Raw genomic sequence first — 21,867 nt, 5'->3', positions numbered from 1 at the left:
AAAGGAAGTGCTGGCTGTATGAATAATGAACAGGTGTTGGAACGGTTAATGGGTCGGATCGTGGGTCCACATGAGGCAGTTGCGGCTGAAGCTTCCGCGCATGTGGATGCATTGACGAAGCCACCCGGCAGTCTGGGCAAGCTTGAACAGCTAGTTATTCGTCTGGCGGGGATCACCGGTGAGGCTCGGCCTTGCTTTGATCGAAGAGCTGTCATCGTTATGGCTGCGGATCATGGGGTGGTTGAAGAAGGGATTAGCGCTTTTCCTGCTGAGGTAACGCCGCAGATGGTCCTGAATTTCCTAGCAGGGGGAGCGGCTGTCAATGTACTTGCGCGCCACGCTGGAGCTCATGTGATCTGTGTGGATATCGGGGTGAATGCGGATCTGGATCATCCAGACCTGGTCTCCCGTAAAGTCCGTAAAGGAACAGCCAACATGGCGAAGGGTGCTGCCATGACCCGGGGCGAGGCGATTCAGGCCATTCTTGCAGGAGCTGAAGTGGTCTCCACCGAGGTTGCGAAGGGAACGCAGTTGTTTGTGACCGGAGAGATGGGAATCGGTAATACAACCGCTAGCGCTGCGGTGATGTGTGCATTAACCGGAACAGCACCTGCTTCAGCGGTTGGTCGGGGAACAGGGGTGGATGATGCCGGTTTGCAGCGCAAAGCCGCAGTAGTCAGCCAAGCCCTCAGCGTGAATGCTCCGGATGTAGACGATGCACTCGATGTACTGTGCAAAGTGGGCGGACTGGAGATTGCCGGACTGACAGGCGTGATTCTCGCTGCTGCTGCAAACGGATGCCCGGTTGTCGTGGATGGATTTATCTCCACCGCTGCCGCGTTGATTGCGAGTCATCTTGCTCCGCTCAGCACAGAATACATGATTGCTTCCCACACATCGCATGAAAGTGGACATGCAGCGTTGCTGCGTGAGCTTGGTCTGAAGCCCATGCTTGATCTGGACATGCGACTGGGTGAAGGTACCGGAGGCGTTCTTAGTCTTCATCTGATTGATGCGTCATGCCGCATTCTAAATGAGATGGCGACATTTGCAAGTGCAGGGGTATCTGGTGGCACGAACGAGACGAACGAGACTCAACCTACGGAGTCTTCATCAGACTCTGCTGATTCATCTGTTCAAGGGGAGTTATCCTCATGAGTGTTCTCGTGACGGGCGGGGCACGAAGTGGCAAAAGTTCATTTGCCGAGCGTCTCTGTATGCAGCGATCCTCTGAGGCTTGGTATGTCGCTACGGCTCAAGCTTATGATGACGAGATGCGTGAGCGTATACGTCTGCATCAGAGCCAGCGGGATGAAGCAGGATATCTATGGCATACGGTGGAGGAACCGCTGGCATTGTCTGAGTTAATTACACAAATGGGAGAGTCCCATACAGGTACGTCTGCACCAACCGTTCTGGTCGATTGTCTGACACTGTGGCTCAGTAATGTACTGTTAGCGCATGAACATGAACCGGTGCAGGTGCTGTACGATCATATGGACGCGCTGGTAGCGGCCATCCATTCGTATCCGGGTCTGCTCGTGCTTGTCACCAATGAAGTAGGGGACGGTATTGTGCCGGAGTATGCGCTGGGCAGAAGATATCGGGATCTGGCGGGCATTCTCAATCAGCGGATTGCAGCGATTTGCCGCGAAGTGTTTCTGGTGACAGTGGGCATTGCGATTGAGCTGAAAAGCAGGGAGTATCGTTTATGAGTAAAGGCGATCTTGAACAAAAACATGCGGCTGCGGCCGCTTTTCAATTTCTGTCCCGTTTCCCGGTAAAAATGCAGCTTGATTTCGCCCCGCCAATATTGCGGGAGAGTGTAGTATATTACCCGCTGGTTGGTGCGATCATCGGATTATGCGTCTGGCTGGGCGGAGCCCTGATGGGTGCACTGCTTCCATCGTTTCCGGCAGCGGTGTTAACCTTGACGTTATGGGTATGGCTAACCGGAGGCCTTCATCTGGATGGCTGGATGGATACGGCAGATGGGCTACTCAGTTATCGAACCCGTGAGCGAATGCTGGAGATTATGAAAGACAGTCGTGTGGGGGCCATGGGCGTAATCGCCTGTGTCCTGCTGTTGATGATGAAAGCAGCATTGATTGCTGACTTTATCGCTCGTGGCAACTGGGCCTATGGAGCTTTACTCATCCTGCCGATGATCTGGAGCCGTTGGTTCATGGTGTATGCCATGGCGGCTTGGCCGAATGCACGCAAGGACGACGGACTCGCTGTCCTGTTCAAGGGATTGGGTGAACGGAGGGAAGTCCAGCGTGCACGCAGCTCTGCGGTAGGACTATCCATTCTGGCAGGTGTGATCACATGGGCAGTTGTATGGATCTTCCAGCCGGATACAGCCATGTTTCAGGTACTGGCGACGGAGAATGGATTGGGGACGTTACCATGGTGGCTGTATCCTGTTGCAGCGATCATAGTGGTGCCGCTGGCTGGTTATGTAATTGGCAAATTCGTTGCCGGGCGTATCAGTGAAAGGCTGGGTGGACTAACAGGGGACACGTATGGAGCCATGAATGAATTGCTGGAAGCCGCCCTGTTAACCGTACTTATTCTGTTGCAGGGATTCTTTTTGATATAACGCTGAGAGTGGAGGTGAGGGAACGTGGAAGATACTTCTGCACAAACGTCCGAACAAACGGCAGCAGTATTAATGCTGCAAGGGACGGCATCGGATGTGGGGAAAAGTGTAATTACGACGGCCTTATGCCGAATATTCAAGCAGGATGGCTTCAGGCCGGCTCCGTTCAAATCACAGAACATGGCACTGAATTCTTACGTCACGGAAGACGGCAAGGAAATCGGAAGAGCCCAGGGAGCGCAAGCCGAGGCATGCGGCATTGAAGCGACGACGGATATGAATCCGATCCTGATCAAGCCGGTTCGGGATATGCATTCCCAGATTGTCGTGCACGGTGTGCCTCTTACACAGATGAGTGCATGGGACTACCGGCAGCATTTCCTACCCGAAGCCAAACAAACGGTCATGGATGCACTGAATCGGTTGCGCGCGACGTATGATATTGTGCTGATGGAAGGTGCAGGCAGTCCTGCGGAGATCAATCTGAAGGATCGGGATATCGTTAACATGAATCTGGCGGGCTGGGCGGATGCTCCGGTTATTCTGATCTCGGATATTGATCGTGGTGGTGTCTTTGCCTCCATTGTAGGTACACTGGAGCTGCTTGAGCCGCACGAGGTTCAGCGTGTAAAAGGATTCATCATCAACAAGTTTCGTGGAGATCTGTCCTTGCTGCAGCCTGGGTTGGACTGGCTTGAAGAACGGACAGGTATTCCCGTATTAGGCGTATTGCCTTACATAAGCGATATTCAGATTGAAGCGGAAGACTCCGTGGTACTGGATTCCATGCGACACGGCAAATCCGGTCAGCAGGAGCTGGACCTTGCGGTAATTCGTTATCCGCGTATTTCCAACTTTACAGACTTTGATGCCCTTTCCAGGGAGCCGGATGTGAATGTGCGATACGTGACTTCTCCCGATGAACTAGGGTATCCCGACGCCATTCTGCTTCCGGGTACGAAGGATACGATCGGTGATCTGACATTTCTGCGTGCGTCAGGACTGGAGCAAGCGATTGCCAGCCAGACGGAGCGTGAACACGTTCAGCTTGTCGGGATATGTGGTGGATATCAGATGCTCGGTCAGCATCTCAAAGATCCATTTGCGGTAGAAGCGAATCAGATCCAGGAAGCCCATGGATTGGGATGGCTACCCATATCGACAACCTTTCTGCAGAACAAACAAACGGTAAGAGCCTCTGGGCATGTACACGGTCTTCATCCAATTCGTTTACCCAAGGAAAGTGATGCAGCAAACTCGTTGCCGATCAATGGATACGAGATTCATATGGGTGTTACCGAGTGTATTGAGCCTGAACGTGTAACGGCCTTATTCGAAATCGCCCATCCGGGAGGTCAATCCTTCAATGAAGGCTGGGGCACGACTGACGGCAAAGTGTGGGGAACATACCTCCATGGTTTGTTTGAAAGTGATCAGTTCCGGCGCTCATGGCTTAATGGTCTACGTGAAGGAAAAGGGCTTGCTCCGTTGCTGGAGACGTACAGCGCACGTGAACGTAAGGAAATGGAGTTTGACCGTGTAGCTGAATCATTACGTTCTTCATTGAACATGCAGCGTGTATACGAGATTATGGGCGTTCAGCCACCTAAATAAAAAAACTGCATGCTATATTAATTTAAACTAGACATTTACACGAGAACGTAGAGGACAGAAACAACCTGAAGAAGCGAAGCGTTCGCCTTTACCCCCAGATTTTACCCTTTTTAAAAGTGAATCAAAAAAATCTGGGGGTAACAGCGATCGGAAGGTTGTTCTGTCATCGGAGTGGAGCGTGTACATATTCATTTGTTCAATTTATATAATGTGCAGTCCAAAAGAATACCCCCATGTGTGGCAACGTTCCCTGAAACCTGGAACGATGCTGAGCATGGGGGTATTTGTGTACCTAATGTTAAAGTTTGATTCGAAGATGGAAATAATGGGTTAAAGGTATTCCGGTTAGTTTATTTTGAAGTTCTTCATGGCGGATTGCAGTTCTACCGCTTGCTCATGTAGATGACGTACCGTGCTGGAATGGGAGTCCATTTCATTCAGTTGGAGATCCGCTGTAGAAGCAATCTCTTGCATGCTTTGACGGGATTTGGACGTGATCTGAGCCGTTTCTTCCACGGAAGCACTGACTTGTTCAGCTCCAGCTGATACTTGCTGGGTAGAGGCCGATACCGTCTGAATGGTCAGATTGACGTTCTGGATCAATTCGTTAAGCTGCTGGAATGCGGAGCCTGCCTGTTGAACCACGTGAGTACCTGATCCAATCTCTTGGGTTACGCGGTTCATAGCATCAACCGAACGTTCAGCATCTTCACGGATGGTTCCCAGGTAATCGGAGATTTCCTCCGTAGCTGTTTTGGATTGCTCCGCCAGTTTGCGTACTTCTCCGGCAACAACGGCAAACCCGCGTCCATGCTCTCCAGCACGTGCTGCTTCAATGGAAGCGTTGAGGGACAGCATGTTAATCTGTTTCGTGATTTCAAAAATGGATTGAACGATAGTTCCTATCGCGATCGAGCGCTCGTTCATCGTTTCCACATAACGCAGAGATTCGCTCGCGGTCTGGCCGACACGTTCCATTTGCTGAATGGCATCCTGTGCCAGACGGTTACCGTTAACAGCTTCGTTTGCAGCATCTCCGATCTGCTCGGATACTTCGGCAGAAGAGGAGGCAATATGCATGATGCCTTGCGTGATTTCTTCCATGGCTCTGGCATTTTCGGCTGCGCTGGAAGCGATACTTACGCTGCCTTTCTCGGCACTTTCTGCAGAACGACTGGAGTCTTTCACCATACCGGACATGGATTCTACCCGTTTGAGCAAATCATTGGAGCCTTCCACAACTTCATTGGATGTGGAGAGGGCACGGCTAATCATTTCTTTCAGATTATGAGTCATCGTCTGGAAGCTTGAAGCGAGCTGTGCAATTTCATCCTTACCTTTAATCTGAAGTTCAGCAGTCAGATCTCCTTGTGATATCTGTTTGCTATGTTGAACGAGCTGAATGATCGGCTTGGTTACACGTTTGATCATGCTTGTTGAGATGAGCCATCCGAGCAAAAAGACCAATGCCGTGATACCGAGGCACAACCAGAAGATCTGTGCAATTTTGTCCTGAATGAATTGGGCATCCATGCTAACAGCCATGATCATGTTACTTCCTGCGATCGGAATAAAGGCTGCTTTATGTACACCGAAGGAATCGGCATAAACTTGGCTGATTTCCATTTCTTTTTTCTCAGTGGCCTCATTCATTGCTGCTTCTACTTTAATCTCATCTCCGGCTTTCATGCCCGAGGAGGTATTTGCGATGACAACCGTAGCTTTACCATCCTGAATAGAGACAACGTATGCTCCGTCCAGATTATGCTCTTTGGCTTTGCCAGCCAAATAGGATTCCACGGTCAGTGCAGCACCCTCAGAGCCAGCTCCGCCACTCTGTACTTGCAAAATTTTAGAAGCGGATGTGTTTTTGTATATATCCTGAATGGACGTGCCCAGGACCTTGTCGAACTGTGGAAGCACGTAACTCTGCATAATATTCATGGAGACAGCATAGAAACTGATACTAAACAACAGGGAAGCAACCAGCAGTACGAGGAACAAAGTGCCTCTGATTTTACCGGCAACGGTGCGATTTCGAAACATAGGATCATCCTTTCACGTCATGTTCATTAACATCGTCGCTTTTCCGTTATCGTAAGACTAAATACCAACGAAGAAAGGCCTAATTTTCACGTTGAGAAAACTTGGGAATAAGCGGATATACCTATATTACAAAATTAACCGGAGGTTGAATACAATAATTTTCACGATTCAGTGTATTTTTTTCAGGAATAGATGAATTTATTACACGCATATTACATAATATCAATTAATACCTACCAGAATAGTTTGTTATGTGATATATTGTTGAATATCGCTTTTGAGCGAGTAGAAAACCGGAATATCCGGTTACTCACACTGAGGAGGATTTATACAGATGAATACTTTTTTAATCATTTTGAACGTAGTGGTTATGCTCGCTCTTCTGGGTGTCCTGTACTGGATGCAGAAGAAACATATTTCCTTTACCAAGCGTGTATTTGCGGGTTTGGGCATCGGGGTTGTATACGGCGTCATTCTGCAATTGATCTACACATCTGATTCTGAAATCATTACCAAGTCGGTCGATTGGTTTAATCTGGCCGGTTCAGGATATGTTCGTTTGTTACAAATGGTCGTGATTCCATTGATCATGGTCTCTATCATATCGGCCATCATGAATCTGAAAGGCAAGCAGAATCTCGGTAAAATGAGTGTTTCGATTATCGCGATCTTGTTGATCACGACGGCTATTGCCGCAGGGGTCAGCATTGTGACAAGCTTGAGCTTCAACCTGACTTCCATTGAGATCGAAGGTGGAGACCGAGAGCTTGCACAGGGGCAGAAGATGGAGGAACGTCTCGTTGACGTGAAGGATCAGACGATTCCACAGCAAGTACTGGAGTTCATTCCGTCGAATCCATTCGCGGACATGACCGGAGAACGTCGTACATCCACACTGGCGGTTGTTATTTTCTCGGCGTTTATCGGTGTGGCGGTGCTCGGATTGGATCGCAAAAAACCACAGCAGGCGGAAACATTCCGAGGTATGGTCAATGCGGTATATGCGGTGGTTATGCGAATTGTAACACTGGTGCTCAGGCTGACGCCTTACGGGATTTTGGCACTGATTACCAAGGTAACGGCCACCACGAATGCGGATGAGATTCTGAAGCTGATCAAATTCGTGATTGCATCCTATGTTGCGTTGCTCGTCATGTTCATCATTCATCTGATTATCATTGCGCTCTCTGGGTTCAACCCACTCACGTATCTGAAAAAGGTTTTGCCAACTCTGGTATTTGCCTTTACCTCTCGTTCAAGTGCGGCAGCAATTCCGCTTAACGTGGAGACGCAGACGAAGAAACTGGGTGTATCCGACGGGATTGCGAATCTGTCAGCAAGCTTTGGGGCCACGATTGGTCAAAACGGCTGCGCCGGGATCTATCCGGCCATGCTGGCGGTGATGATTGCTCCAACGGTCGGAATCGATCCGCTGAGCTGGGACTTCATTATTACCCTGATCCTGGTTGTCATGATCAGTTCATTCGGTGTAGCTGGTGTAGGCGGCGGGGCAACCTTCGCTTCCCTGATCGTGTTGTCCACGATGAACTTGCCGGTAGCTCTGGCAGGGTTGTTGATCTCGGTTGAACCGTTGATCGATATGGGTCGTACAGCATTGAACGTGAACGGGTCTATGACTTCAGGACTTGTGACTAGCAAAATTCTGAAAGAAAACGATCATGATACATTTAATGATCAAAGTCGTGATCTGGATTCAGCCGTTCAGGCGTAATTCAGATTCATAATAGGCGGATGGCAGTTACTGCCACAAGCCATGCAAGAGCAGCCGTTCTTCGGGTTAATCCGGAGGGCGGCTTTTTGCTTTTAGCATCCGTTGGGCATACGGTGAATATCATCTGAAGCCAGTTGGAGTTATTTAGTGCTGTTCAAGCTTGGGGAAATGTGATAGAGTATTCATGTTTTGGCCCAGAGTCAAACCGCGGTTCGTAACCATCCCGCGTAATCAAAACTAGGAAGGCAGTGTATTTATATTGTTTAATTTAGGATGGGGAGCGCTTTTCGTTCTCGTAACGTACGGCTTTTTTCTTTTGTGTTACCGCTTGTTCGGCAAAAAGGGTCTTTATGCCTGGATTGGTGTGGCAACAGTCATTGCCAATATACAGGTGACCAAAACGATAGATATTATGGGTATCGTTCTGACGCTGGGCAATACGATGTATGTCAGCATGTACTTGACCAGTGATTTGCTCAATGAGAAATATGGACCAGGTGAGGCACGTAAAGCCGTATGGTTCGGGTTCTTCACTTTGATTATGACGACAGTGCTGATGCAGATGGTATTGTTCTTTGAGCCAGCATCGACGGACTTTGCACAGGAGTCGATGGAAAAATTGTTTGGTATGCTGCCACGTCTGGCACTCGGTAGTCTGACAGCCTATTTCATCAGTCAGTTCCTGGACGTGCGACTATACACTTGGCTGCGTAAGGTGGCGCCAGGGCGTAATCAGTTGTGGATACGAACCAACGGCAGTTCGATCATCAGTTCGTTCGCGGATACACTGGTATTTTGCACGATTGCGTTTGCCTTCATCTATCCATGGGACGTTTGGCTTGAAATTTTCTTGACCACATACGTGATCAAATTTGTATTGACCGCGGTAGGAACGCCGTTTCTATATGCTGCACGAAGCTTTAAATTCAAGGATGAAGCTTAGATTCGTAGTTAAGTTCTTCTGCAAAATGCTGAATTCAAACACAAAAGTCCCGCAAAGCCATGCATTCATGGTTTCACGGGACTTTTGCTTATGACCAAAAAGGATTAGTCCGTCAGGATTTGCAGCTCTTTCGGATATGTCGTCAGAACTTCTACACCCGTCTCCGTCACAATTACATCATCCTCGATACGTACACCGCCTGCTCCGGTTACATAAATACCCGGCTCAATCGTAAATACCGTACCTTCCTCCAGAATGTCCATGTTCTGACCATGCAGTGAAGGATACTCATGCACGTCAATGCCCATTCCATGTCCAACTCTGTGCAGGAAACGTTCGCCGTATCCGGCTTCTTCCGTAACCTGGCGTGCTGCACGGTCAATATCCGCACAGGTGACACCTGGCTTAACTGCACGAATGGCAGCTTCGTTTGCTGCGAGCACAGTGTTATAGATGGTTTTAAGTTCAGGTGAAATGTCACCAAAGGCAAATGTGCGCGTAATATCTGATGCATACCCACCAGCGTAGACACCCATATCGAACATCAACAGATCGCCATGCTGCAATTTGCGTTCACCTGGTGTGCCATGTGGCAAGCCTGTTTTGGGTCCTGTGAGCACCATGGTATCAAAGGAAGGGCCGTCTGCACCCAGTTTCTTCATCTGGTATTCCATTTCGGCAACCAGTTCGATTTCGGTTACACCTGTACGAACGTGAGACAGTCCTTGGCGGAGCGTCTCTTCGATCAGATGAATGGCGTGGCGAATGCGAGCGACTTCATCCGGTGTTTTTTTCACACGCAAGGTGCGAAGCAAAGGGCCGACATCTTCAAAGTTGGCAGCGCCCAGCGCGGCGGTCAACTGTTCATAACGTGCGACAGTCACGTATTCTTTTTCGAGACCTACGCGGCCCAGACGTTCTTGATAACGCTCAAATAAGGCGTAAGGATTGTCCGTATCTGAATGCGTGGCAATGTTCGAGACCGAAGAAGCGGCTGCTGCAGCTTCCTCGTCAAGTGCAGGCACGATCAACAGCGGATCTTCGCCGCGTGCAAGAACAAGCCCAAGGAAACGTTCATGCGGATTACTCGCAAAACCTGTTAAATAGTAAATATGCTTCGGATCTGTAATCAGCATGGCGTCCAATCCTTGCGTAGACAGACCAGCTTCCAGCCGGGATAAAGGAGTTTGATTCATTAGTTATATGTCCACCTTTCATTCGTTCTATCTTTCTATTATAGAAGAATGTCGGGGAAATCCAAATGGAGGCAGGAATGATGACCGAAAATTAGCTTTAACTACCCGTTTGAGTGGCAGGTAGGGAGGGTAATACAGGGCGAAACCGCGTAGGGTTGCTAATTTGCTTACTTACTTATTTACTTTGGAAATGGACGGTCCTTGAAACTAGGATTACACGATATAACAAAAATAGAAGGGAGATGTATTCATGAATAATCGACTAAGCGTTCCGTTATATGCTTCTTTACTCAGTATGGCTTTGCTAACTGCTTGTGCTTCGGGTGAGCCAACGACAGAATCGCAGCAGACGTCACAAGGACAGGGTACAGGTCAGGGGCAGACAGCGGAAGGTGGTAATAACGGTGCGAGTGGTGGGGAAGAGGAAACAGACGAAAATACTGTAATCCCTTACGAGGCTTCCGTGCTGGTCGACGGACTCAATGTACCTTGGGAGTTGGTAAGCGTGCCTGATGGACGGATGTTTATAACAGAGCGACCAGGTACCATTCAGGTCATCGAGAACGGAGAGCTGGCATCTGAACCTCTGATTGAATTTTCTGCACCGTTTAATGAAGAAGGGGAAGGTGGCCTGCTTGGACTTGCTGCTGATCCGGACTTTGACAATAATGGCTATCTGTATGCATACCATTCCTATCTGGAAGGTGGTGGTGACATTGCCAATCGGGTGTTGCGCCTGAAGGTAAGTGATGGGAAGGCGACCATAGACAAGGAGCTGCTCAGTGACATTCCTGGTGGGGTGAATCACAATGGAGGACGGATCAAGATTGGCCCGGACAATCTGCTCTATATTACGACAGGTGAACGCTATGAGCCGGAGTTGGCCCAAAACGAAGAAAGCTTGGGTGGCAAAATATTGCGGATTGGTCTCGACGGATCGATCCCAGAAGATAACCCTTGGCCTAATTCACCGGTGTACAGCATGGGGCATCGGAACGCACAGGGCCTGGCTTGGAACCTGGACAATGGCTATCTGTATGCCACAGAGCATGGTCAGCGTAATTTTGATGAAATTAACCGGATTGAAGCTGGTGAGAATTATGGCTGGCCAGAGGTAGAGGGAGACGATGATAAGAATGGCACATATCAGGCTCCGCTTGCCCATAGTGGAGATGAAACATGGGCTCCATCGGGTGTAGCCTTTATAGAGGAAGGTCCGTGGGCCGGATCACTGCTTGCTGCCAATCTGCGGGGTGAACAACTGCTTAAAATTACTCTGTCCGAAGATGGTACACAAGTAACGCAGGTAGAGCCGATTTTTAAAGACGAGTGGGGACGTATTCGCAATGTGACTGCCGGAGAAGACGGGAAGTTATACGTGCTCACGAACAACCGGGATGGCAGGGGATCGCCACGCGATGGAGATGACCAACTGATCGTTCTGACGCCGAAACCGTAACATTTACAATAGAAAAGGGGTTGTCCCGCCATGTTCATGACGTATGGGACAGCCCCTTCGCTTCATTATTTACGTAAATATAGCTTAGGTTGCAGGGACCAATTAGTCCGCACTTTCCGCGAGTTCGGCAATGCGCCGACTCGGCTCATCGGTGTACTCGCCACCATGGTAACAAAGTACCTTCTCCAGCTTCAGGCCAAGTAATCTTTTCAAGCTGCGCAGTGCTTCAGGCATGTCCGGTGTTGCGGGTGGAGAAGGACCCACCAATTCATCATCGACCACACGTAATTCATCGGCAGCGAGCAGGAATTGTTGCTCCCGGAAGTAGAGGCAGATATGTCCTGGGGTGTGTCCTGGTGTATGAATGACCTGGATGCCGCCTTGTAGAGGAAGCATGTCACCATCTTCTAGCACTTTGGATATTTTGAACTCAGTCCGTTGTGAGATCAATTGTTCCGCCAGCTCCGCTATAGGTTCAGGTAGCAACGCTTTGCGTTCTGGCGTGAACTTGATCATGGGCTCTTTGCCCGTGATATACGGAATTTCATCGCTATGCGCCCAGATTTCCACTTCGGGAACAGCATTCACCAGGGCACCAAGATTACCAATGTGGTCAATATCGGAATGTGTTACAATAATGCGCTTGATATCAGATAGCTGAACGCCTTCATGCTCCAGTGCGGACTGAAGTTCGGCGAATTGGCCAATCATGCCTGTATCCACAAGCGTAATACCATCTTCATCGCGCAACATAACAGGATAGATCGGGTTTTTACCCGCAGGTGTGACAATATGAAGATTTAGAACCGTAATATCCATGGGTTGATTGTTCATATTTGTTTCCGGATCGAATCCGGGGCACCTCCTTTGTCGTGTAGGATCATTTTGAATCATGCATTCGTCAGTTCTCTGACTGATTATATTTCAAGTGTTTTCTATACTTCTTCACCGTATCCAGGATGAATTCAAACTCTTGCTTTGCATCGTGATTTTCTCTAATAATGGAAGCATAAGAGAAGTTGGAGTGAATAAGTTTATTTCTCAGTTGAAACACTTTGGCTATTTCTTCTTCAAATTTCTCTTCTCCCGATTTCAGGGAAAGATGCTGATTTTTCAATTCAGCCTGAAGGATCTCGATATTGGATAATGAGCGGTATGCAGGAGTTTTCATCAACTGGATCGAATTAAATTTTTTTTGATACGTTTGCTGGTATAGTTGATTTAGCAGGTCTTCAATAATCGTGCATAATTCAATCGTCCATGAACTATATTTTCGCTCTTTCCGTTTTTGGGTAAGCTCACCAATCTCTTCATCGTTCCACAGTTTATCTTTTTCATACAGGGATGAGTCTATCTTTTGCTGGAGATTTTGAACTTCCTGTTCGATGAGTGCAATCTCAAGTTTCGCTTCTTTTTTCAGTTTCTTGAAGTCTTCTTTGGTTAGCATACGTATCCTCCCTATAAGACCAATATGTGTTCTTTCAATTATCTCATATTGACGTCAGTAGTGCTAAAAAAACAAGAAGACGAGAGTTCCAAAATATGAAGAACCTCTGGTTCAGAAGGGAAGTACCTGATGTCCATTCCAACAGCCATTGTTACGGGAGCCAATTCAGGCATGGGTCTGGCAACCACCATTGAACTTGCAAGGCAAGGGTATCACGTGATTATGGCGTGCCGCAGCGAGAAGCGCGGACAGCAGGCACTGGAGGAGGCTCTGCGTCAGTCTGGCTCTACTGCGATTGAATTGATGCTGTGTGACCTGGGGTCACTGGAAAGCATCCGTCATTTTGCCCAGTCCTTCCGTGAGCGTTACGACACACTTGACGTTCTCGTTAATAATGCGGGTGTCGTCATGTTGAAGCGCCAAGAAACCTCCGATGGTTTCGAGCAAGCTATCGGTATTAACCATCTTGGACATTTCCTGCTTACCTTACTCCTGATCGAACCGTTGAAGTCTGCGAAGCAGGGGCGTATAGTGAATGTTTCGTCTGGTGCCTACAAAGCCGGCAAAATACATTTCGAAGATCCCCATCTGCATAAAGGCTTCAATCCAATCAAAAGTTACGCTCAATCGAAGCTGGCTAACGTGTTGTTCACCCGTGTTCTGGCCCGCAAATTGGCGGAAACCCGGATCACGGTCAACTGCCTTCATCCCGGTGCGGTTGGTACAAGTATTGGCGTAGACCGCAATACTGGGTTTGGCACACGCATTATGGCTTTGGTGGGCAAGCTGCCGTTTTTCCTTTCACCTGAAGAAGGGGCACAAACGGCCATCTATCTCGCCACAAGCCCTGAAGTCGCCGGCGTAACCGGGCGTTACTTCTATCAACAAAAGGACCAGGAATTGAAAGCCCATGCGCTGGATGTCGCAGCTGCTGAGCGTTTCTGGACATGGAGCGAAGAGCAAGTCGGACTTAGACCAGAAGAAAAGTTGTAATTGTTGGCCGCTCGAAGCAAAAGGGGAAACATTCTTGGAACAGAATTAGAGGCAACCGTTTTCCATAATAACGGCTGCCTCTAACGTTAAGTTTCAGCCCATTCCTGATTAAGCGCTTAGGCTTTGGCCTTCACAGCTTGCTGAATCAGCTCAATAAATGCTTCAATGCGCTGAATGCCTTGATCGCCCTGACCGTATGCACGGACAGAGGCTGATAAGGCATTTTTCTCATTTTCCCCCAGTACAAGCGAGTAAGGCACTTTCTCCATCTGAGCTTCACGGATTTTGTAGCCTAGCTTCTCACTGCGCAAGTCTGTTTCTACTCGAATACCGGCAGCCCGCAGCTGGCTCTGAACTTGAAGCGCATAATCTGCGTAATGATCTGACACTGGCAGCAGCTTCACTTGCACGGGCGCGAGCCAGAGCGGAAACGCACCTGCATAATGTTCAGTCAGGATGCCGATGAAACGATCAATTGAACCATAGATGGCACGGTGGATCACGACAGGACGGTGTTTCAGGCTATCCTCGCCAATATAAGTGAGATCGAATTTCTCGGGCATTTGGAAATCGAGCTGAATTGTTCCGCACTGCCAGCTGCGCTTCAGTGCATCGAGAATGTGGAAGTCAATTTTCGGACCGTAAAAGGCACCATCACCCTCGTTAATGCGGTATTTCACACCGCGCCGATCGAGTACATTTTGCAATGCGCTTTCTGCTTGATCCCACAGCTCTTCCGATCCCATGGAATCGTCCGGACGAGTGGACAACTCAATGTTGTATTCGAATCCAAAGATGTCGTACATGCGTCCGATCAATGAAATCGCCTGGTTAATCTCTTCCTCGATCTGCTCTGGCATCACATAGAGATGGGCATCATCCTGACAGAAAGTCCGCACCCGCATCATGCCGTTCAGAGCGCCTGAGAATTCGTGGCGGTGGACCTGACCGAATTCCATCATACGAATAGGCAGCTCACGATAGGAATGGAGTGTATTTTTGAAAATCAGCATGTGTCCCGGGCAGTTCATAGGTTTCATGGCAAAAGTGGCATCGTCCACTTCCGAGAAATACATATTGTCCTTGTAATGCTCCCAGTGACCGGATTGCTCCCACAGACGGTTGTTCATCATGAGGGGAGTGCGAACTTCCTGATAGCCTTCCTGTAGTTGCAATTCACGGGAGAATTGCTCCAGTTCTGTACGCAGAGTCATGCCTTTGGGCAGATAGAACGGCATACCGGGTGCTTCTTCGGAGAACATGAACAATTCAAGCTCTTTGCCCAGTTTGCGGTGATCTCGTTTTTTCGCTTCTTCCAGCATGTACAGATGTTCATCCAATTGGGCTTTGCTCGGGAAAGCAGTGCCGTAGATGCGTTGCAGCATTTTATTATCCGAGTTGCCGCGCCAGTATGCACCAGCCACATTCAGCAGTTTGAATGCTTTGATCCGACCAGTGGACGGAAGATGTGGGCCTCGACAGAGGTCGAAAAATTCTCCTTGGTCATAAATCGAAAGCTCAGCGTCCTCTGGTAAATCCTGAATGAGTTCAAGCTTATACGGGTCCTGAATCTCTCCAAAGATGCGAAGTGCGTCCTCCCGGCTAACTACCCGGCGGCTAATCTTTTCATTTTCTTTTATGATTTTGTTCATTTCTTGCTCAATGGCAGCCAAATCACTGATGGATAGAGCATGCTCCAGATCAACATCGTAATAGAATCCATCTTCAATGACAGGTCCGATGCCCAGCTTCACTTGTTCCGCACCGTAGATGCGTTTGAGAGCCTGCGCGAGTACATGAGCTGTACTGTGTCGGTAACGATACAGACCTTCCGCGCTGTCCAAAGTAACGATGACGAGTTCGCAATCTTGCTCAAGCTCCCAGTCGAGATCGACATTCTTACCATTTACGATTCCGCCGATGGCTTGTTTGCCCAGACTTGTGCTGATGGATGAGGCGACCGCTCCTACAGTGATGCCTGCGTTGTAAGAACGTACAGCTCCGCCTTGCAGGCGAATTTCAATCGGATGCCCGGGTTGCTGTTGATCATTCTTCGGTTGGTTGCTGGATTGGCTGTTTTTATTCGGATTACTCATGTGAACCACTCTCCAATATTCAAATTTGAAGCGCAAAAAACACCCGTCCCGGAAAAGGGACGAGTGCGCTCAGCTCGTGGTTCCACCCTAATTTGGTTATGAATGCTCCTGAACACGACCAGCCGCCGCAAGCAAGAACATCATAACCCTCATTGGAATCCGTTATCGGGGATCAGGCGGTGAACTCTACTGACAGCTTTGTCGGGAATTCATGAAGAAGACCGAAAAGCTGAAGTTCGAGGTCACGGCTGCAGAGGGGTAATTCCGGTCCGTTCGCTGAAGAAGGTTTCACCAATCCCTTCTCTCTCTGGGCAGCACGCAAACGGAATCTTGTCTCTGGTCATCGCCAAATATGCAAAATCGATATCAATTAAATTGATCTTATATCGTTGAAGTCCATATCAATATATTGGAACAGGTGTTATTGAGTGTCGATTATATAGATTGAAAATGAAAAGGTCAAGCGGAATGTTTTTTACCCATGTTCTGATTGTCCATCCCATATTAATCGAATGACAGTACCTTCACCAGAAGTCGATTGCACTTCAATACGACCCTTCATCGCTTCAATTAACCCTTTCGTAACCGCCATGCCAAGGCCTGATCCGACATCGGACGTACCTGTATCGGTCCCTCGGTAATATCGTTCAAACAGCCTCCAGACCAGTTCCGGGTCCATTCCTTGACCGTCATCGGCAAAATGAACACTGAACTCACCTTTCTGCTTACCCGGATGCACACTAACGGTCAGAGTTGACTCCGCTGGATTATGCAGAAGGGCATTAGCGGTCAGATTATCCACAATGCGTTCAAACGAAGGAATATGCACATGGCCGTATACCGGAACTTTCGCAGGCCGGAAAACAATACGTCCCTCGCCATATACCGGGTTGCGTTCTGCACGCTGGACGAGATCATGAAGTAGCGTATTTACGTCAGTTTCTTCCACAGGTGGCTGGTATCCACCGCTTCGCAATCGGTACGTCATGGCAAGGTCATTCACAAGTCGGTCCATATACATGGATTTATCCAGCATAATGCCCGCAAATTCTCTTACTTCTTCCGCGGACCAGCTATATTTCTGTGCTTCAAGCATATGGGCGTATCCCTGGATGGAGGATAGCGGTGTCTTGAGATCATGCGTTATTCCGGCGATCCATTCCTCACGCAGAGCTTCGGTCTGTTTACGAAGCTCTTCATCTTGTTTCAATGTTGCGGATAATGCCTGCATGGAGCGAAGCACTTCGGCATACACGTGGTATTTCCGTTTCCATTTGCCATTTCGTCGCTGACTGCGAGGTATGCCGCCAATGCCTTTGGGTTCTTCATAATGTCCTTGTTCTAGTCGTTGGAGCCATTGGAGCATATGCAGCATGGGGGAACCGAAACGATTGGCGTACCATAAGGCCAGCAGAATTAGCAAAATCACAACGGATAGGATCAGCACGATGAGCACTGGGGTCAAAATGAAGTTATAGGGATTTTCATCCCCTGTAGCAGTTGGATCGACAGGTATACTCAGCATCCAGGTCGTGCCATTCTGTTCATCGTAAAAGGTTGCGATCGATATCCCATATCGATTGGGATATCGAATACGCAAAGCCAGTTCCTGTATGTTGTAACTGTTAGGGACGCCCATGGCAGGTTTATTATAAGAAGCCAGCTCTTGACCATAGGCATCCAAAATTTGCAGATACGCACCTTTGGAACGGATGGCATCCTCTTGTTTGGGGCGCAGCATAAGCTCTCCATCGGTGTAATGACTGTCCTCCCGGGCTTGATCGAGTAAGGATTTGGTCTGATTGCGTTCGCCGTACAGCAAGGTGAACATCTCGCCGTTTTTCTCCCGAATCAGCATGACGATCTGGTATGGGAACGGCTTCTTGGCCTCCCAGTATGCGATCAGCTCTCCAGGCTTGTATTGCTTCGGAACGTCATCCGGTGTATTAAAATCATCAATGACGTAGCCTTTTTCATCCACAACTTGAAGCCATCCCTGATTTTTCTCGACCTGCTTCAGCAGCCTGGGATCATAGCGGACCGTCCCATCGGGCATGATTTCTGCGGTATTAATCAGTTGGTCAAGACCACTGGTAGCGAAGTCGTCCACCAGGCTTACTTCATTTACCTTTTGAACAACCCAATAGGTGGCTGCAGAACCCAACAGGATGATAAGAACTACTGCGCCAGCAAGCATACCGATAAACCGGGTCATTAATCTGCGACGAATACTCATGCGCGTGACACTTGGTTAGGCTGAATGAGTTTGTACCCCAGTCCCCGAACATTGACGAGAAACGCAGGGTTAGAGGGGTCAGCTTCAATCCGCTCACGGATACGGTGAATATGAACCATAACGGTGTTGTCATCGCTGATGGCTTCCGAACCCCATACACGCTCATACAATTCCGATTTGGTGAAAATACGATTTGGATGCTTGCAGAAAAAGAGCAGCAGCTGGTAGACAAGAGCCGGACAGGTTACAGGTTGTCCTTCAACCTGAAGTTCACCGGCGTGTTCAAATACTTGAAAACGACCAAAATCATATACCCCTTCCTGCACGGCAGGAGATGACGAAGTTACGTCAGAAGAGGGTGGAGACGCCGTTGTAGTCGCCGCCATTTTGGTAGGTAAATAACGTTTCAGCAGTGATTTGATCCGGGCGACCACTTCCAGTGGATTAAATGGTTTAACGACATAATCATCGCCGCCAACGGCGAATCCGGTTAACTTGTCATAATCCGTTGTTTTGGCGGTCAGAAAAAGAATCGGTGCATCGGTCACCTGCCGCAGGAAGGGACAGATCTCCAGTCCGCTTTTGCCAGGCAGCATGATGTCCAGCACGATACAGTGATAGGTTTTATTTTCGCAGGCGGTAATCGCCTCTTCTCCAGTGGTAACGGTGTCGATGTCTACAAATTGCTCTTTGAGCAGGACGGTTTTGAGCATATGTAAAATGGCTTGTTCATCATCAACTAGCAGTATGGAGACGTGATCCATGATGTGAAATGACCTCCTAGGGATTCCTGTTTGTTTATTGCTAATCATACCATCCGAAAGGACTATGTAGTGTGTGAGCTATCTTAACGGAATCTTAATTATGAAGCCATAGAAGACGCTACAGTTTAACTACATGTAAGGATGGGTTAGACGAAGGATAAGATTCATTCTGTACACTTAACAGGAAAGTATAACGAACACAGAAGGGATGTAGAGAATGAACAGTTTAAAAGAAGGATCTAAAATTCGTGCGAATCACTTAAATGGCGGGGGAAGTCTTCCGAAATCAGGATATGCTGCACATGAGAAGTTACAGAGCAAAAAGAGCTGGAAGTTGCTTGCCATTGCCCTTGGAGCCTGCTTGATGTTGTCTGCCTGCGGTAACAGTAACTCGATTACATCCGAGCAGGCGGAGCAGCAGTCCAAGGAACGGACGACAAATGCCAATGAAGCGAGTGAGAGTACCCATCAGGCAGAGAATTCAGGTATAGAGGTGAGCGCCATCATTACACCCGACAATTTCATCGATACGTTAATGAACGGTTCCAAGGATGCCATCTACAGTCAGATGAGTCCCGAGTTGAAGGAAGCACTAACGCTTGAACAGTTTAAATCGTCTGCGGATCAATTCCTTGAGGGCGTAACTTCCTTTGATCTAGTGGTGAATGCCAAAGTGAATCATTTAACTGAGCTCGCCTGGAAGGATCAAACAGGAGACAAAGGAATTCAAGCCTATTTTACCGAAGCAAATCAGATTGAAGGGCTGTTAATCCAACCACTGGAACCCCATGAAGATACGGATCAAACATTCACCAAAACAGAATTTCAATTCCCAATGAAGGGTGAATGGTATGTGTTCTGGGGAGGCAATGATGTGATGTCAAACTATCATTACGAGCATGAAACACAGCGCTATGCGCTAGATATCATTCGCACCAAAGCAGCTTTCAGTTACAACGGAGATGCAAAGGTGAACGAAAACTACTACGCTTTTGGTGAGCCGCTCTATGCAGCTGCGGACGGAACCGTAGTCGATATCAAGAATGATATTCCAGATAATATACCAGGTGTTATGAACCCGGAAGAACCAGCGGGTAATAATGTGGTCATTGACCATGGATACGGAGAATACAGCATCACCGGGCACATTAAGGAAGGCAGTGTGGCCGTCAAAAAAGGGGATAAAGTCAAGCAGGGAGACCTCATTGGAGAGCTGGGTAACTCAGGTAATTCCAGTGAAGCTCATCTGCACTTCCAGGTATCGGACGGCCCGGATCTATTCACTTCCCGTTCTGTTAACATTCGTTGGGCGGATCAGAGCCAGCAGTTAACCCGGGGTAACACGATTCAAGGGTTGTCTGAGTAAATATGGATTTGAGCTGAATGTTGGGGGATGACGTCGACTTCATTCCTCCGTTATAATACCGTCATAAGATAGAATCGATCTGGATGATGGAGGAGTAGACATGAAGCTGGATAGTGTACAGATTGAGTATGCGAGTCGTGAGGACTTACCAAGGATTGTGGAGATCTATAATTCTACGATTGAGAGCCGAATGGTGACGGCGGATTTGGAGCCGGTGACCGTCGAGCAACGTATTCCGTGGTTTGAGGAGCATTCTTCCGATCATCGCCCACTCTGGGTGATGAGACTTGAGGGACAGGTTGTAGCCTGGGCTAGCCTGGGTTCATTTTATGGACGACCTGCGTACAATGGGACGGTGGAAGTCAGTGTGTATGTGGATCAGCAGTGCCGGGGAATTGGGGCTGGCGGACGTTTGCTGAACACCATTTTTGACGCTTGTCCTGCGCTTGGAATCAAGACGATTCTGGGATTTGTGTTTGGACATAATGAACCGAGTCTGGGGTTATTACGCAAGCATGGCTTTGAACAGTGGGGCTATTACCCTGAAGTGGCTGTGCTGGATGGTGTCAACCGGGATTTGGCGATTTTGGGCAAAAAAATATAGCATGTTTCAAAATAAATGAAAACCTCCAGATCCACAATGCGTGGATTGGAGGTTATTTTTGCTTACATCGAGTAAATAGGGGATGACTTAGGTGTGCGACACGCCAAGCCTTTGTTTAATATCCTGAATCTGTGCCAGATGACGCTCTTCATGATAGCTTGCAAAATCGACCCACTGAGCCAGATCCATCTCACCGAAAACCGGGTGAAGAAAGGACTTGCTTCGCAGCAGTTCAGCCTCATGATCTTGTGCGAGATGCATCAACGCTTGATGGGAGTCTTCCAGGTCGTGGCGTACATTCGCCAGCGTTTCCGGTTCCGCAGGAGGCTGGAGATGAGATGGGGCGCTAACAGAGCGGCTGCGATCCAATGTAAGCTCATATGGTTTTTTGTCCACAGAAACGGTCTGTTCCTTCATTAGCGCGGTGCGGGCTTGCTTCACAATGATGTTTTCCATCAAATTCAGGTGACGGAGAACTTGCATAATACTCCAGTGGTCAGGTGTGGGTTGGAGGTTCAATTGCTCTTCAGTGAGTCCAGAGACGGCTTCCCAGATTTGGCTCCGAATGTCGTCATTACGAGTGAACATCGTGCGATCCTCTCCTTTAAATGAGTTCTATGATGTCAGCTTGTGTAAGTGTAGTGCCTAAAATGTGGATGCTTAATACACATCATAGAGGATATGAAAGGTGAATGCGAAGATGTGTTTGAATTACTTTGTTAGTTGAAGTTTTGTGCATGAGAATGAAGCTTTTTTTTATAAATGGGTC

Annotated in this window: 18 protein-coding genes; 10 read left to right on the top strand and 8 right to left on the bottom strand. The window is 48.4% G+C overall.

Annotation, left to right across the window (positions count from 1 at the left end):
* The first annotated feature begins 18 nt into the window (after window positions 1-18).
* The 4 genes from cobT (at window position 19) to BUA17_RS16115 (ending at window position 4,216) form a co-directional block, all read left to right on the top strand.
* The gene (gene cobT / locus BUA17_RS16130; RefSeq protein WP_072734440.1) at window positions 19-1,158 is read left to right on the top strand and encodes a nicotinate-nucleotide--dimethylbenzimidazole phosphoribosyltransferase; all 1,140 of its coding nucleotides are present in this window, start codon (window positions 19-21) and stop codon (window positions 1,156-1,158) included.
* A complete protein-coding gene (cobU, locus tag BUA17_RS16125) occupies window positions 1,155-1,715 on the top strand; it encodes a bifunctional adenosylcobinamide kinase/adenosylcobinamide-phosphate guanylyltransferase (protein WP_072734256.1) in 561 nt (186 codons plus the stop codon). The genes cobT and cobU overlap by 4 nt, the downstream gene beginning before the upstream one ends.
* Window positions 1,712-2,602 carry an adenosylcobinamide-GDP ribazoletransferase gene (gene cobS, locus BUA17_RS16120; protein WP_072734255.1) on the top strand — a complete coding sequence of 297 codons (891 nt, stop codon included), beginning with the start codon at window positions 1,712-1,714 and terminating at the stop codon, window positions 2,600-2,602. The genes cobU and cobS overlap by 4 nt, the downstream gene beginning before the upstream one ends.
* Before the next feature lie 72 nt (window positions 2,603-2,674).
* Window positions 2,675-4,216: a cobyric acid synthase gene (locus BUA17_RS16115; RefSeq protein ID WP_072734439.1), complete on the top strand. Its 1,542-nt coding sequence runs from the start codon at window positions 2,675-2,677 to the stop codon at window positions 4,214-4,216.
* Window positions 4,217-4,561: 345 nt separating this feature from the next.
* Here the strand turns inward: BUA17_RS16115 and BUA17_RS16110 are convergent, their stop codons facing one another.
* A complete protein-coding gene (locus tag BUA17_RS16110) occupies window positions 4,562-6,262 on the bottom strand; it encodes a methyl-accepting chemotaxis protein (protein WP_072734254.1) in 1,701 nt (566 codons plus the stop codon).
* 334 nt (window positions 6,263-6,596) lie between these two features.
* Between BUA17_RS16110 and BUA17_RS16105 the strand changes: the two genes are divergently transcribed.
* Both BUA17_RS16105 and BUA17_RS16100 read left to right on the top strand, forming a co-directional pair.
* A complete protein-coding gene (locus BUA17_RS16105) occupies window positions 6,597-7,994 on the top strand; it encodes an L-cystine transporter (RefSeq protein WP_072734253.1) in 1,398 nt (465 codons plus the stop codon).
* A gap of 259 nt (window positions 7,995-8,253) precedes the next feature.
* On the top strand, window positions 8,254-8,937 hold the full coding sequence (locus BUA17_RS16100) for a queuosine precursor transporter (RefSeq protein WP_063564370.1): 684 nt from the start codon (window positions 8,254-8,256) through the stop codon (window positions 8,935-8,937).
* Window positions 8,938-9,041: 104 nt separating this feature from the next.
* Here the strand turns inward: BUA17_RS16100 and BUA17_RS16095 are convergent, their stop codons facing one another.
* Window positions 9,042-10,133, bottom strand: coding sequence for a M24 family metallopeptidase (locus BUA17_RS16095; RefSeq protein WP_072734252.1), 1,092 nt, complete (start codon window positions 10,131-10,133; stop codon window positions 9,042-9,044).
* A 250-nt stretch (window positions 10,134-10,383) separates the two neighbouring features.
* Here BUA17_RS16095 and BUA17_RS16090 point away from each other — a divergent pair, with 250 nt between their 5' ends.
* A complete protein-coding gene (locus BUA17_RS16090; protein WP_072734251.1) occupies window positions 10,384-11,592 on the top strand; it encodes a PQQ-dependent sugar dehydrogenase in 1,209 nt (402 codons plus the stop codon).
* A 102-nt stretch (window positions 11,593-11,694) separates the two neighbouring features.
* On the opposite strand, the gene BUA17_RS16085 is transcribed toward BUA17_RS16090, so the two are convergent.
* Together BUA17_RS16085 and BUA17_RS16080 are read right to left on the bottom strand one after the other, a co-directional pair.
* Window positions 11,695-12,426 (bottom strand): MBL fold metallo-hydrolase, encoded by a 732-nt coding sequence (locus BUA17_RS16085; RefSeq protein WP_072734250.1) that lies wholly within the window; start codon window positions 12,424-12,426, stop codon window positions 11,695-11,697.
* A gap of 67 nt (window positions 12,427-12,493) precedes the next feature.
* Complete coding sequence (locus tag BUA17_RS16080) at window positions 12,494-13,039, bottom strand: hypothetical protein (protein ID WP_063564366.1); 546 nt, start codon at window positions 13,037-13,039, stop codon at window positions 12,494-12,496.
* Window positions 13,040-13,168: 129 nt separating this feature from the next.
* Between BUA17_RS16080 and BUA17_RS16075 the strand changes: the two genes are divergently transcribed.
* Window positions 13,169-14,032, top strand: coding sequence for an SDR family oxidoreductase (locus BUA17_RS16075; RefSeq protein ID WP_063564365.1), 864 nt, complete (start codon window positions 13,169-13,171; stop codon window positions 14,030-14,032).
* 116 nt (window positions 14,033-14,148) lie between these two features.
* Here the strand turns inward: BUA17_RS16075 and thrS are convergent, their stop codons facing one another.
* The 3 genes from thrS to BUA17_RS16060 form a co-directional block, all read right to left on the bottom strand.
* Window positions 14,149-16,128 (bottom strand): threonine--tRNA ligase, encoded by a 1,980-nt coding sequence (thrS, locus tag BUA17_RS16070; protein WP_244552162.1) that lies wholly within the window; start codon window positions 16,126-16,128, stop codon window positions 14,149-14,151.
* A 475-nt stretch (window positions 16,129-16,603) separates the two neighbouring features.
* Window positions 16,604-18,364, bottom strand: a complete 1,761-nt coding sequence (locus BUA17_RS16065) for a sensor histidine kinase (RefSeq protein ID WP_072734249.1) — start codon at window positions 18,362-18,364, stop codon at window positions 16,604-16,606.
* Complete coding sequence (locus BUA17_RS16060) at window positions 18,361-19,128, bottom strand: response regulator transcription factor (protein WP_072734248.1); 768 nt, start codon at window positions 19,126-19,128, stop codon at window positions 18,361-18,363. The genes BUA17_RS16065 and BUA17_RS16060 overlap by 4 nt, the downstream gene beginning before the upstream one ends.
* Before the next feature lie 217 nt (window positions 19,129-19,345).
* On the opposite strand from BUA17_RS16060, the gene BUA17_RS16055 reads away from it, so the two are divergent.
* Complete coding sequence (locus BUA17_RS16055) at window positions 19,346-20,494, top strand: M23 family metallopeptidase (protein WP_083584735.1); 1,149 nt, start codon at window positions 19,346-19,348, stop codon at window positions 20,492-20,494.
* Between the two features lie 100 nt (window positions 20,495-20,594).
* Window positions 20,595-21,098 carry a GNAT family N-acetyltransferase gene (locus BUA17_RS16050; RefSeq protein ID WP_063564362.1) on the top strand — a complete coding sequence of 168 codons (504 nt, stop codon included), beginning with the start codon at window positions 20,595-20,597 and terminating at the stop codon, window positions 21,096-21,098.
* An 87-nt stretch (window positions 21,099-21,185) separates the two neighbouring features.
* Here BUA17_RS16050 and BUA17_RS16045 read toward each other — a convergent pair whose 3' ends face one another.
* A complete protein-coding gene (locus BUA17_RS16045; protein WP_072734247.1) occupies window positions 21,186-21,686 on the bottom strand; it encodes a DinB family protein in 501 nt (166 codons plus the stop codon).
* Window positions 21,687-21,867: the final 181 nt, after the last annotated feature.

Origin of the sequence: Paenibacillus sp. ov031 (assembly GCF_900143165.1) — a bacterium.
Classification (GTDB): Bacteria; Bacillota; Bacilli; order Paenibacillales; family Paenibacillaceae; genus Paenibacillus; species Paenibacillus marchantiae.
Note: the sequence above shows the minus strand (reverse complement) of the source record. Positions and strands in the feature narration are given on the sequence as shown.

Excerpts from the sequence above, each read along its gene's own strand:
- BUA17_RS16075 (WP_063564365.1), top strand. The coding sequence starts at position 13,169 with ATGTCCATTCCAACAGCCATTGTTACGGGAGCCAATTCAGGCATGGGT.
- BUA17_RS16045 (WP_072734247.1), bottom strand. The coding sequence starts at position 21,686 with ATGTTCACTCGTAATGACGACATTCGGAGCCAAATCTGGGAAGCCGTC.
- BUA17_RS16095 (WP_072734252.1), bottom strand. The coding sequence starts at position 10,133 with ATGAATCAAACTCCTTTATCCCGGCTGGAAGCTGGTCTGTCTACGCAA.
- BUA17_RS16065 (WP_072734249.1), bottom strand. The coding sequence starts at position 18,364 with ATGAGTATTCGTCGCAGATTAATGACCCGGTTTATCGGTATGCTTGCT.
- cobS (WP_072734255.1), top strand. The coding sequence starts at position 1,712 with ATGAGTAAAGGCGATCTTGAACAAAAACATGCGGCTGCGGCCGCTTTT.
- BUA17_RS16110 (WP_072734254.1), bottom strand. The coding sequence starts at position 6,262 with ATGTTTCGAAATCGCACCGTTGCCGGTAAAATCAGAGGCACTTTGTTC.
- cobT (WP_072734440.1), top strand. The coding sequence starts at position 19 with ATGAATAATGAACAGGTGTTGGAACGGTTAATGGGTCGGATCGTGGGT.
- BUA17_RS16080 (WP_063564366.1), bottom strand. The coding sequence starts at position 13,039 with ATGCTAACCAAAGAAGACTTCAAGAAACTGAAAAAAGAAGCGAAACTT.
- BUA17_RS16105 (WP_072734253.1), top strand. The coding sequence starts at position 6,597 with ATGAATACTTTTTTAATCATTTTGAACGTAGTGGTTATGCTCGCTCTT.
- BUA17_RS16090 (WP_072734251.1), top strand. The coding sequence starts at position 10,384 with ATGAATAATCGACTAAGCGTTCCGTTATATGCTTCTTTACTCAGTATG.
- BUA17_RS16050 (WP_063564362.1), top strand. The coding sequence starts at position 20,595 with ATGAAGCTGGATAGTGTACAGATTGAGTATGCGAGTCGTGAGGACTTA.
- BUA17_RS16055 (WP_083584735.1), top strand. The coding sequence starts at position 19,346 with ATGAACAGTTTAAAAGAAGGATCTAAAATTCGTGCGAATCACTTAAAT.
- BUA17_RS16115 (WP_072734439.1), top strand. The coding sequence starts at position 2,675 with ATGCTGCAAGGGACGGCATCGGATGTGGGGAAAAGTGTAATTACGACG.
- BUA17_RS16060 (WP_072734248.1), bottom strand. The coding sequence starts at position 19,128 with ATGGATCACGTCTCCATACTGCTAGTTGATGATGAACAAGCCATTTTA.
- thrS (WP_244552162.1), bottom strand. The coding sequence starts at position 16,128 with ATGAGTAATCCGAATAAAAACAGCCAATCCAGCAACCAACCGAAGAAT.
- cobU (WP_072734256.1), top strand. The coding sequence starts at position 1,155 with ATGAGTGTTCTCGTGACGGGCGGGGCACGAAGTGGCAAAAGTTCATTT.
- BUA17_RS16085 (WP_072734250.1), bottom strand. The coding sequence starts at position 12,426 with ATGAACAATCAACCCATGGATATTACGGTTCTAAATCTTCATATTGTC.